This is a genomic window from Candidatus Pantoea communis (assembly GCF_011752685.1).
GTDB lineage: Bacteria > Pseudomonadota > Gammaproteobacteria > Enterobacterales > Enterobacteriaceae > Pantoea > Pantoea communis.
In genome coordinates, this window is the sequence record NZ_VWXC01000018.1 from 66,096 (window position 1) to 82,155 (window position 16,060).

Below are 16,060 nucleotides of genomic sequence, written 5' to 3' on the forward strand. Positions count from 1 at the left end.
ATAACTATGACAACTCTATACACAGCCCTGCTCTATTTAATACAGCCACTGATCTGGCTGCGCCTGTGGCTGCGCGGTCGAAAAGCACCGGCCTATCGTAAACGCTGGTCGGAACGCTACGGCTACTGTGTGGGAAAAGTTGAACCGCACGGCATTGTGCTGCATTCGGTTTCTGTGGGTGAAACACTGGCCGCCGTGCCGCTGGTACGCGCATTGCGCCATCGCTATCCTACTCTGCCGATCACCGTGACTACCATGACGCCAACCGGTTCCGAACGCGCTCAGTCCGCGTTTGGTAAAGATGTGCATCATGTCTATCTGCCCTATGATTTGCCCGGTTCGATTAACCGTTTCCTCGATACCGTTGATCCTCGTCTGGTGATCATCATGGAGACCGAGTTGTGGCCGAACATCATCCGTATTCTGCATCAGCGCCAAATTCCGCTGGTCATTGCCAATGCCCGTCTGTCAGAGCGTTCGGCCAAAGGCTATAAAAAACTCGGTGGCTTTATGCGTGATTTGCTGCAGCGCATTACGCTGATAGCAGCGCAGAACAACGAGGATGCTGAGCGATTCCTCAGCCTCGGCCTTAAACGAACGCATCTCGCCGTCACCGGTAGCCTGAAATTTGATATCTCTGTAACGCCGGAATTGGCGGCCCGTGCGGTCACCTTGCGCCGTCAATGGGCATCGCGCCGCCCGGTGTGGATCGCGACCAGCACGCACGAAGGCGAAGAGACCATCATCCTCGATGCGCATCGTCGTCTGCTGCAACAGTTCCCCGATCTGATGCTGATTCTGGTGCCACGCCATCCTGAACGTTTCAAAGATGCCTGTGAACTGACGCAAAAGCGCGGTTTCAGTTTCACTCTGCGTAGCAGCGGTGAGATTCCGTCTGGCGCAACGCAGGTCGTGATTGGCGACACCATGGGTGAATTAATGCTGCTGTACGGCATCGCCGATATCGCCTTTGTTGGTGGCAGTTTGGTAGAACGCGGCGGTCATAATCCGCTGGAACCGGCTGCCCATGCCATTCCGGTGCTGATGGGGCCGCATATCTGGAACTTCAAAGATATCTGCGCCAAATTGCAGCAGGCAGAAGGCCTGATCACCGTCACGGACGTGGTTTCGCTGGAGAAACAGGTGGCCAACCTGCTGCAGGATGATGATTACCGCCGCTATTACGGCCGCCACGCAGTCGAAGTGCTGCATCAAAATCAGGGCGCATTGCAGCGTCTGCTACAGTTACTCGAACCACATTTGCCGCCACGAGCTCATTAACGCATGCCACAACGCCAACGTCTTTCCGTGGTGATGATCGCCAAAAACGAAGCTGAATTGCTGCCGGAGGCGCTGGCCTCAGTGAGCTGGGCAGATGAGATTGTGCTGCTGGATTCAGGCAGCCAGGATAACACCCTGGCAGTGGCCCGCGCGCACGGCGCGCAGGTGCATCAGGCTGAAGGCTGGGCGGGCTTCGGCAAGCAGCGCCAGCGTGCACAAGCCCATGCAAGCGGCGATATGATTCTGATGCTGGATGCTGATGAGCGTGTCACGCCCGAGTTACGCCGCGCGATTGAAAACGTACTGGAGCAACCACCCTCTGATACTGTTTATTGCCTGGGACGCAGCAATTTGTTCCTTGGCCGCTTTATGCGCCATAGTGGCTGGTATCCGGATCGCGTGATGCGCCTCTACCCTCGCGTACTCAATTACAATGACAATCTGGTGCACGAATCGCTGGAAACTCAGGGCGCACCGGTGGTGACGTTACCAGGCGATCTCCAGCATCTCACCTGCCGCGATTTGATTGCTTTCCAACGTAAACAGATGAATTATGCCGAAGCCTGGGCGCAAGAACGTTTTCAGCGAGGTAAGCGTTGTGGCATCTTCTCGATTTTCAGCCACACGTTAGGCGCATTCCTTAAGACGTTGCTGCTGCGCGCCGGATTCCTCGACGGCAAGCAGGGCTGGATTCTGGCCGTCGTCAACGCGCAATACACCTTTAACAAATACTCAGCGCTCTGGGCGCTGCATCACACCTCAACACAAGGTCGCGTATGAGCACCAAAGCGATTTATCCCGGCACGTTCGATCCCATCACGTTGGGCCATGTGGATATTGTGACGCGCGCGGCGCAGATGTTTGATCGCATCGTGGTTGCTATTGCCGCCAGCCCCAGCAAAAAGCCGCTGTTTACACTCGATGAGCGTGTGGATTTGGCACGGCAGGCAACTCAGCACTTAGCCAATGTTGAGGTGCTGGGTTTTAGCGATTTGATGGCGAACTTCGCCAAAGCGCAAAATGCCAATGTGCTGGTGCGAGGACTGCGTGCGGTGTCAGATTTCGAATATGAACTGCAGCTGGCACAGATGAACCGTCATTTGCTACCTACACTGGAGAGCGTGTTTCTGATGCCGTCCGAAGGATTCTCATTCGTGTCATCATCGCTGGTGAAGGAAGTGGCGCGTCATAAAGGTGATGTGCAGGCATTTCTGCCTGCCGTGGTGCATCAGGCATTGCTGACAAAACTGGCGCAGCCCTGATTAATGCTGGCAGCGAGGGCACCAGAAGGTGCTGCGCTGGCCATGTTTGCCGCTGACGATTGGCGTACCGCAGGCTCGGCAGGGTTCGCCCGCCCGACCGTACACCTGCAATTCCTGGGCAAAGTAGCCAGGCTTTCCATCGGTTTGCAGGAAATCACGTAGCGTGGTACCGCCCTGCTCAATCGAACGCAGTAATACGGCCTTGATTGTCGCCACCATCAACTCCGCTTCATCACGACTCAAACTCATCGCCGATCGATCGGGTAAGATCCCGGCGGTAAACAGTGATTCGCTGGCGTAAATGTTGCCAACGCCTACCACCACTTTGTTATCCATCAGCCACTGTTTAATGACCGTGCGCTTTCCACGTGACTTCTCAAACAGATAAGCACCATCGAATTCGCTGCTGAGCGGTTCAGGACCGAGATGTGCCAGTACGCTGCTGCCTTCAAGCTCAGAGGCCCACAGCCATGCACCAAAGCGACGTGGGTCGGTGTAACGCAGCACCTTGCCGTTACTCATCACCAAATCGACGTGGTCGTGCTTAGCCGCGGGTTGCTCACCCGGTAACATGCGTAAACTGCCAGACATGCCGAGGTGAATGATGATCCAGCCGTGGGGTAATTCCAGCAGCAGGTATTTTGCGCGCCGTTGCACGCTCAACACTGGTTGGTCGCTCAGCGCATGAATTTCGTGCGAGACCGGCCAGCGCAGGCGTGAATTACGCACAATCGCATGCAAAATCGTTGCGCCCACCATATGTGGTTCAATACCACGTCGGCTGGTTTCTACCTCTGGTAATTCAGGCATGTCATCTCCTCAACAAATCGCAGAAACAAAAAACCCGGCCGAAGCCGGGTTTTTCGCAAGAACACCAAAATTACTTAATTTTGGCTTCTTTGTAGATCACGTGCTGACGTACAACCGGATCGAACTTTTTCAGTTCCAGTTTCTCTGGTTTAGTACGTTTGTTCTTCGTGGTGGTATAGAAGTGACCTGTACCAGCAGAGGAAACCAGCTTGATCTTCTCACGAATACCTTTAGCCATGATTCAATTCCTTAGTACTTAGTACTTCTCACCACGGGCGCGGATTTCGGTCAGAACCGTATCAATGCCCTTTTTATCAATAACACGCATACCTTTAGCAGATACACGCAGAGTAACGAAGCGCTTTTCGCTCTCAACCCAGAAACGGTGAGAGTGCAGGTTCGGCAGGAAACGGCGTTTCGTCGCGTTCATTGCGTGGGAACGGTTGTTACCCGTTACCGGACGCTTTCCAGTTACCTGGCAGACTCGTGACATTTCTATTCTCCAAAAATCAAATCAGCTCGAGCTTTAAAAACTAGGTTTTGGCCGCCTCGTCAGGCCTTAGCCCGCCCAAGCGAGTTCCATGTGAACCCGCTAAGCTGGCCCAAACGCCAAACCCGAGATTCTCAAAGGTGGCGTAGTATACGCCGCTCAGCCCAAGTGCTCAAGTCCCGAACAAATAAAGATCCCGATGGATCGCGCGAAAATGCATCATTTCTGGGCAATCGGATGGTTATTTTACAGCCAACCGCGCTCAGCGAAGGAGGTATACTCGCCGTGACCGATCACCAAATGATCAAGTAAGCGAATATTCAGCAGCGCGCAAGCCTGCCCGACTTTACCGGTAATATCACGATCGGCGCGACTGGGCTCGGCTATGCCGGAAGGATGATTATGCGCCAAAATCACGGCGGCCGCGTTGAGTTTTAACGCTTCGCGCACAATTTCACGTGGATGCACTTCGACACTGGCAATACTGCCGGTAAACATCTTTTGCGCCTGCAAAACCCGATGCTGATTATCCAGGAATAGCGCCATAAAAACCTCTCGCTCCTGATGCGCCAGCACGCTTTGCAAGTAATGCCTTGTCACCTGTGGATTCTCCATCACATTTTCTCGCGCCAGCTGACTGGCGAAAAAGCGTCGCCCCAGTTCAGCCACTGCATGCAACTGGGTAATCTTGGCCGTACCTACACCTTTAATCACGCTCAGTTCTGTTTCATTTGCGGTCATGATGCGATATAGCGAGCCAAACTCGTTAAGCATTTGTCGCGCCAGCGCCATCACCGGAATACCGTGGCTGCCGGTGCGCAAAAAAATCGCTAACAGTTCTGCATCGCTCAATGATTCTGCGCCTGTGATGGCCAGTTTTTCTCGTGGGGCCAGTTCCGTCATGACATTCTCCTTCCTGGGTCAGGGCGATTGTGCGTATTTGCCAGGAGGCATACCAGCAAGCCGGTCGCGATTTCAGAGCCATCTCGCAAAGGGCGCAGGCCGTGAAAAGGCGGTCGCTGGATTTTGTGATAAAGTTGCCTGCATCTGCCGCATCACAGCGGCAATCCGTTTTGAGTTGAGGCAAAGAACATGACGGGATTAGCCGGAAAAAAAATTCTGCTCGGCGTCAGCGGCGGTATTGCTGCTTATAAAACTCCCGAGTTGGTTCGTCGTCTGCGCGATCGTGGCGCAGAGGTGCGTGTCATGATGACTGATGCAGCGAAAGCCTTTATCACTCCGCTCAGCTTACAAGCCGTTTCCGGATATCCGGTGCTGGATGATTTACTCGACCCTGCCGCTGAAGCCGCTATGGGCCATATCGAGCTGGCGAAATGGGCTGATCTGATTGTGCTGGCCCCCGCGACCGCCGATTTGATTGCACGCATCACGGCAGGGATGGCTAACGATTTGGTGACCACCGCCTGCCTCGCCAGCGCAGCACCTCTGGCGATCGTGCCGGCCATGAACCAACAGATGTACCGCGCGCCGATTACCCAGGAAAATCTTCAGCGTCTAAATCAGCGAGGCGTTCTGATTTGGGGGCCAGACAGCGGCAGCCAGGCCTGCGGCGATGTGGGCCCCGGCCGCATGCTTGATCCGCTGGCAATTGTCGCTCATGCGCTGGGGTGGGCCGCGCCCGTCAACGATCTGCAACATCTCAACATTATGATCACCGCCGGCCCAACCCGTGAGGCGCTGGACCCGGTTCGTTACATTAGCAATCACAGCTCCGGTAAAATGGGATTCGCCATTGCCGCCGCCGCCGCAAAACGTGGCGCAACGGTGACACTGGTGGCGGGCCCGGTCACACTGCCTACGCCCGCTGGCGTCACGCGCGTTGATGTGGGGAGTGCACTGGAAATGGAAGCGGCGGTGATGGCGCAAATCAGCCAACAACATATTTTCATTGCCAGCGCTGCCGTGGCAGACTACCGGGCGGCAAACATTGCCGCAGAGAAAATCAAAAAACAGGGTGGCGATGATAACGTCACGCTGCAGTTGGTGAAGAACCCGGATATTGTCGCAGGCGTAGCGGCATTACAGAAACATCGCCCTTATGTGGTGGGATTTGCTGCCGAAACCCAGAATGTGGAAGAATACGCGCGGCAAAAACGGGTGCGAAAAAATCTGGACCTGATCTGCGCGAACGATGTGGCGCAGGCAGGACAGGGATTCAATAGCGACACCAATGCTCTTCACCTTTTTTGGCAGGAAGGAGAGAAAGTCTTACCGCTCAGTGATAAGACGCTCCTTGGCCAACAATTAATAGACGAGATTGTCAGCCGTTATGATGAAAAAAATCGACGTTAAAATTCTGGATGCGCGCGTGGGTAACGAATTCCCACTGCCAACTTATGCCACCTCGGGTTCTGCGGGTCTCGATCTGCGTGCTTGCCTTGATGGTGCACTGGAGATCTCGCCAGGCATGACCACGCTGGTGCCAACTGGTCTGGCGATTCACATTGCTGACCCTGCGCTGGCCGCTGTGATTTTGCCCCGCTCAGGTCTGGGCCATAAGCATGGAATCGTGCTGGGCAACCTGGTGGGCTTAATCGACTCCGATTATCAGGGCCAACTGATGGTCTCCGTCTGGAACCGTGGTCAGGATAGCTTTACGCTGCAGCCTGGCGACCGTTTGGCACAACTGGTCTTTGTTCCGGTGGTACAAGCCGAATTCAACCTGGTGGAAGATTTTGACACCAGCGATCGCGGCGCCGGCGGTTTTGGCCACTCTGGTCGTCAGTAACACGCGACACTTTTCGCAAGCCATCTTTTTATCTCTCGTCGCTACGGGCCAAACTGCTTGTGGCTGACGAGGCAGTATTGCCTGTTTTTGGTGAATTTCAGGGGTCTTGAAGGTCATGGCAGAAAAAAAAGCCGCGAAACGGAATCGTCGCGAAGAGATTTTGCAGGCGCTAGCGCAAATGCTGGAGTCGGGCGATGGCAGTCAGCGAATCACCACCGCCAAGCTGGCAGCCAATGTAGGCGTTTCGGAAGCGGCACTCTACCGCCACTTCCCGAGCAAAACGCGTATGTTCGACAGCCTGATCGAGTTTATTGAAGACAGTCTGATTACCCGCATCAATCTAATCCTGAAAGATGAGAAAGAAACACTCGCGCGACTGCGTTTAATCGTGCAGCTGATTCTGGGATTTGGTGAGCGTAATCCGGGGCTGACGCGCATTTTGACCGGCCATGCGCTGATGTTTGAACAGGATCGTCTGCAAGGGCGCATCAACCAGTTGTTCGAACGCATCGAGGTGCAACTGCGTCAGGTGATGCGCGAGAAGAAAATGCGTGATGGTGAAGGTTTCCAGACCGATGAAACACTGCTGGCGAGCCAATTACTGGCGTTCTGTGAAGGATTGCTTTCCCGCTATGTGCGATCTGAATTCCGCTATCGCCCAACCACTGATTTTGACAGCCGCTGGCCACTGATTGCGGCACAGTTAGTGTAGCGATTCATCAGGCGCGCCCATGATTGGGCGCGCGATAAAATACCTTGGTTCATCATCCGGTCGCCAGCGATGGCGGCCGTGATAAAGCCGCGGTGTTAAATACCGTACTCTTTACGATACGCCCGCACTTTCGCCAGATGGTCTGCCATTTCCGGCTTCTCTTCCAGATAATCAATCAGTTCCGCGAGCGTAATGATCGCCGTGACCTTGCACTGATAGTCACGTTCCACTTCCTGAATGGCGGAGATATCACCACGGCCGCGCTCCTGGCGATCCAGCGAAATCATGACGCCCGCCAATGTGGCATTGTGCGCGCTGATGATGTCCATCGATTCACGAATAGCGGTACCCGCGGTGATCACATCATCCACCAGCATCACTTTGCCCTGCAGCGGGCTACCGACCAGCAAGCCGCCTTCACCGTGGTCTTTGGCTTCTTTACGATTGAAGCAGTAAGGCACATCGCGATCATGATGATCGGCCAGTGCGACGGCCGTAGTGGTGGCAATCGGAATCCCTTTGTAGGCCGGGCCAAACAGCAGATCAAAATCAACGCCGCCATCCACCAGCGCCTGCGCATAGAAACGTCCCAGCAGCGCTAAGTCACGGCCGGTATTGAATAAACCGGCATTAAAGAAGTATGGGCTTTTACGACCCGATTTCAGGGTGAACTCACCAAACTTCAGCACCCCTTTGTTTAGGGCGAATTCAATAAACTGACGCTGCCAGGCTTTCATTTCTCACTCCTCAAATAAAGAAAAGGCGACTCTCTGGTCGCCTGTTATATCAATTTGTTAGCGCTGCTTTTTGCGCCTGAATCAACTGCTCAATGCCGCCTCGCGCCAGCGCCAGCAGCTGCAGTAATTCCTCATGGCTGAACGGCTCGCCTTCGGCGGTGCCCTGCACTTCAATCATGCGGCCATCTTCAGTCATGACGACGTTCATATCGGTTTCAGCCGCAGAATCTTCCACGTACTCCAGATCGCACAGCGCTTCACCGCCAACGATACCGACCGAAATCGCCGCCACCATGCCTTTCAACGGGCTGGCTTTTAACTTGCCCGCCGCAACCAGCGCATTCAACGCATCGGCTAACGCGACGCATGCACCGGTAATCGATGCAGTACGCGTGCCACCGTCGGCCTGAATCACGTCGCAGTCCAGTGTGATGGTGAACTCGCCCAACGCATCCAAATCCACTGCGGCACGCAGCGAGCGAGCAATCAGACGTTGAATCTCCAGCGTACGGCCACCTTGCTTACCTTTGGCCGCTTCGCGCGCCATACGGCTGTGGGTGGAACGCGGCAACATGCCGTATTCCGCAGTGACCCAGCCCTGACCTTTGCCTTTGAGGAAACGTGGCACACCCTCTTCAACGGTGGCGGTGCACAGCACTTTGGTTTCACCGAACTCAACCAGCACGGATCCTTCTGCATGTTTGGTGTAGTGACGAGTGAGGGTGACGGGACGCACTTCAGATGCGTTACGGCCTGCTGGACGCATGGTTTCTCTCCGGCTTACTTAGGTTTGGCTGCGCATTATACGGACTTCGTGCGCGGCTGTCCTGCCTACATGCGGCACTTTTCCCGGATGAAATTTCGCCTCAGCTGTGGCTAAATGCGCCCTTTCCTCTCATAAAAAGACAAATGATGACAGCAATACTCCATTTCCTGCTGGCGCTGGTGGTGATCTTCGCCCTTGCGCTATTGGTCAGTCATGACCGCAAACTGATTCGCCTACGTTTTATTATTCAATTGCTGGTGGTTGAAGCGGCACTAGGTTGGTTCTTCCTGCATTCTGCGGGCGGCCAGTCTGTGGTGACCGCTGTCGGCGGCTTCTTCGAAACCTTATTGACCTTTGCTGCGCAAGGTACCGATTTTGTGTTCGGCAATATGGCGAAACAGGGACTGGCGTTTATTTTCCTCGGCGTGCTCTGTCCGATTGTGTTCATTTCCGCCCTGATCGGCATCTTGCAGCACTGGCGTATTCTGCCGTTGTTGATTCGTCTGGTCGGTACCCTGCTGTCGAAGGTGAACGGGATGGGCAAACTTGAATCATTCAATGCCGTGAGTACGCTGATTCTGGGTCAATCGGAGAACTTCATCGCCTATAAAGGTATCCTCGGCGATATCTCCGCACCGCGCATGTACACCATGGCCGCAACTGCGATGTCGACGGTGTCGCTATCGATTGTCGGTGCTTACATGTCGATGATTGATGCGAAATATGTGGTTGCCGCGCTGCTGCTGAATATGTTCAGTACCTTCATTATCCTGTCGATCATCAACCCGACACGCCCGGAAAATGAAGAACGCATTGCACTGGATAAGCTGCACGAAGACCAGAGCTTCTTTGAGATGCTGGGCGAATACATCCTGGCAGGTTTTAAAGTGGCGATGATTATTCTGGCGATGCTGATTGGATTTATCGCCCTGATCGCCGCCATTAACGCTCTGTTTACCGCGGTATTTGGCTACAGCTTCCAGCAACTGCTTGGCTATGTCTTCTATCCGTTTGCGTGGTTGATTGGCATTCCATCTGCCGATGCCCTGCAAGCGGCAAGCATCATGGCGACCAAACTGGTAGCCAATGAATTCGTGGCCATGATTGAGCTGAAGAAAGTCGCTGCGGGAATGTCACCGCGCGGTCTCGGCATTCTGTCCGTGTTTTTAGTGTCGTTTGCTAACTTTGCCTCAATTGGCATCGTGGCGGGAGCGATTAAAGGACTGAATGAGCGCCAGGGCAATGTGGTATCGCGCTTTGGCTGGAAGCTGGTTTATGGTTCCACGCTAGTGAGCCTGCTGTCAGCCGCGTTTGCAGGATTGTTCATTTAATCACAGCGGAGCGGCCAGCTGGCCGCTCTTGACAGGGCCGCGCCCATCAAAGCGGCCCTGTTCTGCTTTAGAACGCGACACACACCAGCGAATCGACACGCATCACCGACTCCTGATCGAAGCGCTTTTTATAAATGTCGCGCAGCGCATTGATGCTGTCAGAACTTGCACGATCCGGCTGATGTATCAGCATTAACGCTTTGCTGTTTTCACGCGCCAGCTTTCCACCCTCTCCCAGCCACTGACCTTTACCGTCATACACTGAAAGCCCATCTTTGAATCGTGGCGTGACATCATTATCAACAAATTGCTGCCATTCGCTGCTGCTGATGACGCCGCCTTTCGGCTTGTTCATCCCGAACCAAAGAGTGGTTTGCATCATGATGTCCCCTGAGCCGCACACAGCAACAGGAGCGGTATTCGGTGGGATCTGTTCAGGAGGTGCAGCGGTTGTCTGGCATCCGGCCAGAAAGAAGACGAACGCCAACGGCATCGCCAATTTATTCAGCATCATAGCCTCAGACTGTTTAGGTATCACACAGGACATCATAGGGTGTGAAAGGTGGATACGTCATCCTTTTCACCGAAAGTTGCGCGCGGCGTGAGCTCATTGCGCTTATGCCTATCATGGTTTGGCTGCCATCACTATAATGCGATGAACATTCCTGAAAATGAGTACAAGCTTATGATCCGCAGCATGACCGCTTACGCCCGCCGCGAAGCAAAAGGCCACTGGGGCAGCGCAGCCTGGGAAATCCGTTCGGTAAACCAACGCTATCTGGAAACCTACATCCGTCTGCCGGAACAATTTCGTAGCCTGGAGCCGGTGATTCGCGAGCGTATCCGTAATCGCCTGACGCGCGGTAAAATCGAGTGCAACCTGCGCTTTGATGCCGACCCCAGTGCGCAAGGTGAGCTGCAACTGAATGAGGCGTTGGCGAAACAGCTGGTGCGCTCCGCCAACTGGGTGAAGATGCAAACCGACGAAGGCGCAATTAATCCGCTGGATATTCTGCGCTGGCCTGGCGTGATGTCAGCTCAGGAACAGGATCTGGATGCTATCAATACCGAACTGCTGACCGCACTCGACGGCGCACTGGATGACTTCATCATTGCTCGTGAAAGCGAAGGCACTGCGCTCAAGACCTTGATTGAGCAGCGTTTAGAAGGCGTGTCGCAGGAAGTCAGCAAAGTGCGTGCGCAGATGCCGGAAGTGGTGAAGTGGCAGCGTGAACGTCTGGTCAGCAAACTGGAAGAAGCGGAAGTACAGCTGGAAAATACGCGCCTTGAGCAAGAACTCGTCATGATGGCGCAGCGCATTGATGTGGCGGAAGAGCTGGATCGTCTGGATGCGCACGTCAAAGAGACCTACAACATCCTGAAGAAGAAAGAAGCGGTTGGCCGCCGTCTCGACTTTATGATGCAAGAGTTCAATCGTGAGTCGAACACGCTAGCCTCTAAGTCGATCAATGCCGATATCACGGCGTCAGCTATCGAGCTGAAGGTGTTGATTGAGCAGATGCGCGAGCAGATTCAGAACATCGAATAACACCTCATTCGGCTGGTGTTAAAAAAAGCCCGGTGATCCGGGCTTTTTTTGCCCGCTCAGCATGCCCAGTACGTTTCGTTTATCCTGTAGACCAATTTGCAGACTTTGCAATGTAAAGATTGTGAAAGCTTTGATGATGATGCATGTCAATGGCTGACCAAACATGACTGTGAATCAACCTTATGGACTATCACAGTAAGAAATTATGTTGTTGTTTATCATCAATTATTTATTTTCATTCCATGAATCTTCCGTTGAAAATACGCTTCCTCAATGAAACCTCTCAATCCTAAAGATTGCAGAGATTACGTTTCTTTGAGGGCACTATTTGCTAATCTACTGGTCGTAATTAACACAGCCGTACCGCCAGGAATTCATGGACACCCTTCTTTGTGCGATACACCCACTCTTTCCCTGAAGGCGTTATGAAGAAAAACGGGCAGTTCAATTCTAAACTTTTGCATCCCCGCTACTGGTTTACCTGGTTTGGGCTGGGTGTGCTGTGGCTGCTGGTGCAGCTTCCCTATCCTATTTTAATTCGGCTTGGCGCCTCTGCCGGCAAGCTGTCGCGTCACTTTCTGAAGCGTCGTGAGCGCATTACCCGCCGCAATATTGAACTCTGCTTCCCGCATATCAATGAGGAAGATCAAGAGGTATTGATCGCCGGTAACTTTGAATCCCTTGGTATGGCGCTGGCAGAAACCGGTATTGCCTGGTTCTGGTCGGATGCGCGCGTCCGCCGTTATTTCCAGGTTGAAGGCCTGCACAACCTGCAAAATGCGCAGCAAAACCATCGCGGCGTGATGGCGATTGGTGTGCATTTCATGTCGCTTGAGCTGGGTGGCCGCATTACCGGACTGTGCCAGCCAATGATGGCGATGTATCGCCCTCACAATAATCAGGCAATGGAGTGGGCGCAGACAAAAGGTCGTATGCGATCGAATAAGGCGATGATTGATCGTCGCGATCTGCGCGGTATGGTGCAGGCATTGAAACAGGGCGAAGCCGTCTGGTTCGCGCCAGATCAGGATTACGGCCCGAAAGGCAGCGTGTTCGCTCCGCTGTTTGCTGTCGAAAAAGCGGCTACCACCAATGGCACCTTCGTATTATCGCGTCTGGCTAAACCGGCCATGCTAACGATAGTGCTGATCCGCAACAGCGATAAGAGCGGTTATCAGCTCATCATTCAACCGGAGTTGCAAAACTATCCGTATGAAGATGAAGCGGCTGCCGCGGCTTACATGAATAAAGTGATCGAGAAAGAGATCCTGCGCGCACCTGAGCAGTACTTATGGCTGCACCGCCGCTTTAAAACTCGCCCACCGGGTGAAGCGTCACTTTACGTCTAATCTGTTGATGCAGCAGGCCTTCGCCTGCTGCCCCTTCTGCACTGCTCACATTTACCAACCATTCTTAACGAAAAACAGGTTTGTCAAAGATTGCACAGACTCATGTAATGGTCTGCTCTCTTCTATTCTGACCAAAAACATGAACCTGCTACTTACCACCAAACCACGCGCGCTGCTGGCGCTTGCTGTGTCCAGCGCTCTGCTGACCGGTTGTGCCAATCCGCACGGCTTACATCCTCATAACTCACTGCTTGATGCCAACTCACTGCAAGCCAAAGCATCCCTTAGCGGCGCGCATTTCAGTGCAGCAAACTGGCCAAAAACCGAATGGTGGCACGGATTTAACGATCCGCAACTGAATCGGCTCATTGCCGATGCTATGACTTCAAGCCCGGATTTGCAGGTGGTGAACGCGCAGGCAGACAAAGCCAATGCTCAGGTCATTGCCGCCGAGGCTGAGCGCTATCCCGATGTGGATCTCAATGCCGGGATCACGCGTTCCCGTGTGGCAAAAGTCGACGACCCGCTTCTGCAAGGTAAAAGCTACAGCACGCTGCGCACGGCCAATATCGGTATGAGCTACACCTTTGATCTGTGGGGCGGTAAGAAAGATGCAGCAGAAGCCGCGCTAGGTCAGGCGCGCGCCAGTGAGTTGGATCGCCGGGCCAGCCAGTTAACGCTCGCCGTCAACGTGACGCGCGCCTGGAATAACCTCAACCTGGCCTGGTCGAACGCTGAACTGGCAAAACAGAATGCCGACCGTTCCAGTGGCATCGCCAAAATTCAGCAGCAGTATGTCAGCGCCGGTTTGACGTCCGACTATCAATACAAGCAGGCGCTATCGCAGCAAAAAACCGCTGAAGCGACTCTGACTGAAGCCAGACAGAATGTCACCGATGCCGGCATTCAACTCTCCACGTTGATCGGCAAAGGGCCCGATTACTGGCACCAACTGAAACCAGCGAAAATGAGTGTCCCCATTGCCGCCACGCTGCCGGGTAATATTCCAGCGGAGCTACTGGGTCGTCGCCCGGATGTGGTGGCAGCACGCTGGCGCGTAGAAGCAGCATCAAAACAAATTGCCGCAACGAAAACCGAGTTCTATCCTAACATCAACCTGGTGGCGGAAGCCGGTACGCGTTCACTGCTCGGCGATGCATTTTTCGGTGCACCCAGCCGATTCTTTAACGTGGGTCCAAGCCTGTCTCTGCCGATCTTCGATGCCGGCAAGCGCCGCGCCGATTTAGCGGAAAGTGACGCTAACTATGATCTGGCTGTCGCGCAGTACAACAAGCTGCTGATTGATTCCCTGGGGAATATCAGCGATACCATTACGCAGCTGCAATCAATTCAGGATCAGCTGGCGCAGCAGCAGAGCGCGAATCAACTCATTCATAGCGCCTGGGATGATTTAAACCGTGAATATACCGCAGGATTGCGTCCATACCTTGATGTGCTAACCATTCAGAACCAACTCATCGAGTCCGATCAGAAACTGGTGGCGTTACAAGCGCAGCAGATCAATCTGGCGGTGGTACTGATTGAAGACCTAGGGGGCGGATTCCAGAACACTGGCCCTTCAGTGAAGGGATAAGCTGACGGCTGGCATTCTGCCGCACATTGATGAATGATAGTCCGCACCTGGAATACTCTGCGGACTATCATGATGGAACAGAATGCCAATGCCGGCTGGTTACGCCCTCTTATCGCTGACCGACTGACGCCTTACCTCGAAATTGATGCGACGCGCCTGCAACGCAATCTGCAACACATGCAGCAAAAAGCCGATGCCGCAGGTGTCACGCTGCGTCCACATATCAAAACGCATAAAAGTGTCTGGATTGCCGAACAGCAACGCCAGTTAGGTGCGCGTGGTATTACCGTGTCAAAACCTAGTGAGGGTGTTGCCTTTATCCTCGGTGGGGAGCGCGATTTGTTGCTGGCTTATCCGGTTGTTCACGCCGATACGCTTACTGAACTACTGGCTGTTGCCGTGCAACATCAGGCGCGCGTCATCTTTATTGCCGACTGTGCTCTCGGCGTCACAGCCATCGCTCAAGCGCATCGCCAGCAGCCTGCCAGTGAGTTGTCCATTGCCATCAAAGTCGATGTGGGATTGCATCGCGTGGGAGTGGATCCACACAGCGGTGAAGCCGTGGCATTGGCGCAGCAGATTAAAGCAGCGGGGTTAACTTTTGCCGGGCTGATTTCACACGCCGGCCATGCTTACGGCGCAGGTCATGCCGTGGCTATCGCTGAAGTTGCACAGCAGGAAATCATCTTGATGCGTCAAGTTCAGCAGCAATTGATCGCTGCAGGCTTTGCGCGTTGCCCCATTTCCGTGGGCTCCACGCCTACAGCACTGGCCGCGCCGGTGGCTGAAGGCAGCGACGAAATTCGCCCGGGAAATTATGCGCTGCTGGATCTTACCGCCTGGCGCCTGGGGCTGTGCACGCCCGATGCACTGGCACTCAGCGTGGTAACGCGTGTAGTGGCGGTGAATCCGCATTTCGCGATTATTGATGCCGGCTCCAAGATGCTCAGCTCTGATAAGGGTCCGCACGGCACTAACGCCAGCGGTTTCGGTATCGCCGTTGATGAGCAGGGCAACCAATACGAAATTCTGAAACTTTCGGAAGAGCATGGCTTTCTGCAATACGGAGATCATGCTCCGGCGCTTGGGGCTCTGCTACGCATCTTCCCCAATCACAGCTGCGCGGTAGTGGCTCAATCTGACCGCTTCGTTTTACGCCATCAGGACGGTACAGCAGAGACGAAGGATATTCAGGGACGCGGCAAGTTTATCTGATAGCAGGATTTTTACTGGAAACCTCTGTTGCAGCACACTTCCACTATCCTGCCATTTGCAGCGGAATCCCCTTCAGTTAAGGTACTCTTTGCTGTAGGCAGTCTCATCATTCTGTAGGGTACGGCCTTAAGACCGCCATTTTACTGTGGCGGTCATCATTCATCTCCAGAAGCCACCCTTACGGATTCCCTGCCTTTCATTCGCCTAACGGAGGT

Annotated in this window: 18 protein-coding genes; 11 read left to right on the forward strand and 7 right to left on the reverse strand. The window is 54.0% G+C overall.

Translation table 11 applies throughout. The annotated features are described in order from the left end of the window. The first annotated feature begins 6 nt into the window (after positions 1-6). Genes waaA through coaD form a run of 3 tightly spaced genes read left to right on the forward strand, consistent with a single transcriptional unit; the run spans position 7 to position 2,543 of the window. Entirely contained in the window at positions 7-1,281 is a 1,275-nt protein-coding gene (waaA, locus tag F3J37_RS20785) for a lipid IV(A) 3-deoxy-D-manno-octulosonic acid transferase (RefSeq protein WP_166935450.1), read from the forward strand. A gap of 3 nt (positions 1,282-1,284) precedes the next feature. Continuing rightward, positions 1,285-2,061 carry a glycosyltransferase family 2 protein gene (locus tag F3J37_RS20790; RefSeq protein ID WP_166935451.1) on the forward strand — a complete coding sequence of 259 codons (777 nt, stop codon included), beginning with the start codon at positions 1,285-1,287 and terminating at the stop codon, positions 2,059-2,061. After that, on the forward strand, positions 2,058-2,543 hold the full coding sequence (gene coaD / locus F3J37_RS20795; protein WP_097119655.1) for a pantetheine-phosphate adenylyltransferase: 486 nt from the start codon (positions 2,058-2,060) through the stop codon (positions 2,541-2,543). The genes F3J37_RS20790 and coaD overlap by 4 nt, the downstream gene beginning before the upstream one ends. On the opposite strand, the gene mutM is transcribed toward coaD, so the two are convergent. The 4 genes from mutM to radC form a co-directional block, all read right to left on the reverse strand. Continuing rightward, on the reverse strand, positions 2,544-3,353 hold the full coding sequence (gene mutM / locus F3J37_RS20800; RefSeq protein WP_034823825.1) for a bifunctional DNA-formamidopyrimidine glycosylase/DNA-(apurinic or apyrimidinic site) lyase: 810 nt from the start codon (positions 3,351-3,353) through the stop codon (positions 2,544-2,546). Between the two features lie 70 nt (positions 3,354-3,423). Next, positions 3,424-3,591: a 50S ribosomal protein L33 gene (rpmG, locus tag F3J37_RS20805; RefSeq protein WP_001051798.1), complete on the reverse strand. Its 168-nt coding sequence runs from the start codon at positions 3,589-3,591 to the stop codon at positions 3,424-3,426. Positions 3,592-3,609: 18 nt separating this feature from the next. After that, positions 3,610-3,846 (reverse strand): 50S ribosomal protein L28, encoded by a 237-nt coding sequence (rpmB, locus tag F3J37_RS20810; RefSeq protein WP_007885297.1) that lies wholly within the window; start codon positions 3,844-3,846, stop codon positions 3,610-3,612. 243 nt (positions 3,847-4,089) lie between these two features. Beyond that, positions 4,090-4,746, reverse strand: a complete 657-nt coding sequence (radC, locus tag F3J37_RS20815) for a RadC family protein (RefSeq protein ID WP_160834194.1) — start codon at positions 4,744-4,746, stop codon at positions 4,090-4,092. Between the two features lie 189 nt (positions 4,747-4,935). Between radC and coaBC the strand changes: the two genes are divergently transcribed. The 3 genes from coaBC to slmA all read left to right on the forward strand — a co-directional run bounded on the left by coaBC (position 4,936) and on the right by slmA (position 7,304). Next, a complete protein-coding gene (coaBC, locus tag F3J37_RS20820) occupies positions 4,936-6,156 on the forward strand; it encodes a bifunctional phosphopantothenoylcysteine decarboxylase/phosphopantothenate--cysteine ligase CoaBC (protein ID WP_166935453.1) in 1,221 nt (406 codons plus the stop codon). Further along, the gene (gene dut, locus F3J37_RS20825) at positions 6,134-6,592 is read left to right on the forward strand and encodes a dUTP diphosphatase (RefSeq protein WP_034823835.1); all 459 of its coding nucleotides are present in this window, start codon (positions 6,134-6,136) and stop codon (positions 6,590-6,592) included. Before coaBC ends, dut begins: the two co-directional genes overlap by 23 nt. A 115-nt stretch (positions 6,593-6,707) precedes the next feature. Continuing rightward, positions 6,708-7,304 (forward strand): nucleoid occlusion factor SlmA, encoded by a 597-nt coding sequence (gene slmA, locus F3J37_RS20830; protein ID WP_097119650.1) that lies wholly within the window; start codon positions 6,708-6,710, stop codon positions 7,302-7,304. 95 nt (positions 7,305-7,399) lie between these two features. Here slmA and pyrE read toward each other — a convergent pair whose 3' ends face one another. Both pyrE and rph read right to left on the reverse strand, forming a co-directional pair. Continuing rightward, entirely contained in the window at positions 7,400-8,041 is a 642-nt protein-coding gene (pyrE, locus tag F3J37_RS20835) for an orotate phosphoribosyltransferase (protein WP_034823839.1), read from the reverse strand. A 49-nt stretch (positions 8,042-8,090) separates the two neighbouring features. Further along, positions 8,091-8,807 (reverse strand): ribonuclease PH, encoded by a 717-nt coding sequence (gene rph, locus F3J37_RS20840; protein WP_034823841.1) that lies wholly within the window; start codon positions 8,805-8,807, stop codon positions 8,091-8,093. Positions 8,808-8,953: 146 nt separating this feature from the next. Between rph and F3J37_RS20845 the strand changes: the two genes are divergently transcribed. Next, complete coding sequence (locus F3J37_RS20845) at positions 8,954-10,138, forward strand: NupC/NupG family nucleoside CNT transporter (protein WP_166935455.1); 1,185 nt, start codon at positions 8,954-8,956, stop codon at positions 10,136-10,138. A gap of 67 nt (positions 10,139-10,205) precedes the next feature. Here the strand turns inward: F3J37_RS20845 and F3J37_RS20850 are convergent, their stop codons facing one another. Then, the gene (locus F3J37_RS20850) at positions 10,206-10,649 is read right to left on the reverse strand and encodes a DUF3574 domain-containing protein (RefSeq protein WP_038649786.1); all 444 of its coding nucleotides are present in this window, start codon (positions 10,647-10,649) and stop codon (positions 10,206-10,208) included. Positions 10,650-10,823: 174 nt separating this feature from the next. On the opposite strand from F3J37_RS20850, the gene F3J37_RS20855 reads away from it, so the two are divergent. The 4 genes from F3J37_RS20855 (at position 10,824) to F3J37_RS20870 (ending at position 15,845) form a co-directional block, all read left to right on the forward strand. Beyond that, positions 10,824-11,687, forward strand: a complete 864-nt coding sequence (locus F3J37_RS20855) for a YicC/YloC family endoribonuclease (protein WP_166935457.1) — start codon at positions 10,824-10,826, stop codon at positions 11,685-11,687. A gap of 425 nt (positions 11,688-12,112) precedes the next feature. Then, a complete protein-coding gene (gene lpxP / locus F3J37_RS20860) occupies positions 12,113-13,036 on the forward strand; it encodes a kdo(2)-lipid IV(A) palmitoleoyltransferase (protein WP_166935459.1) in 924 nt (307 codons plus the stop codon). Between the two features lie 139 nt (positions 13,037-13,175). Beyond that, complete coding sequence (locus F3J37_RS20865; RefSeq protein WP_166935461.1) at positions 13,176-14,630, forward strand: efflux transporter outer membrane subunit; 1,455 nt, start codon at positions 13,176-13,178, stop codon at positions 14,628-14,630. 72 nt (positions 14,631-14,702) lie between these two features. Continuing rightward, positions 14,703-15,845: an alanine racemase gene (locus tag F3J37_RS20870; RefSeq protein WP_370662136.1), complete on the forward strand. Its 1,143-nt coding sequence runs from the start codon at positions 14,703-14,705 to the stop codon at positions 15,843-15,845. Positions 15,846-16,060 lie beyond the last annotated feature (215 nt).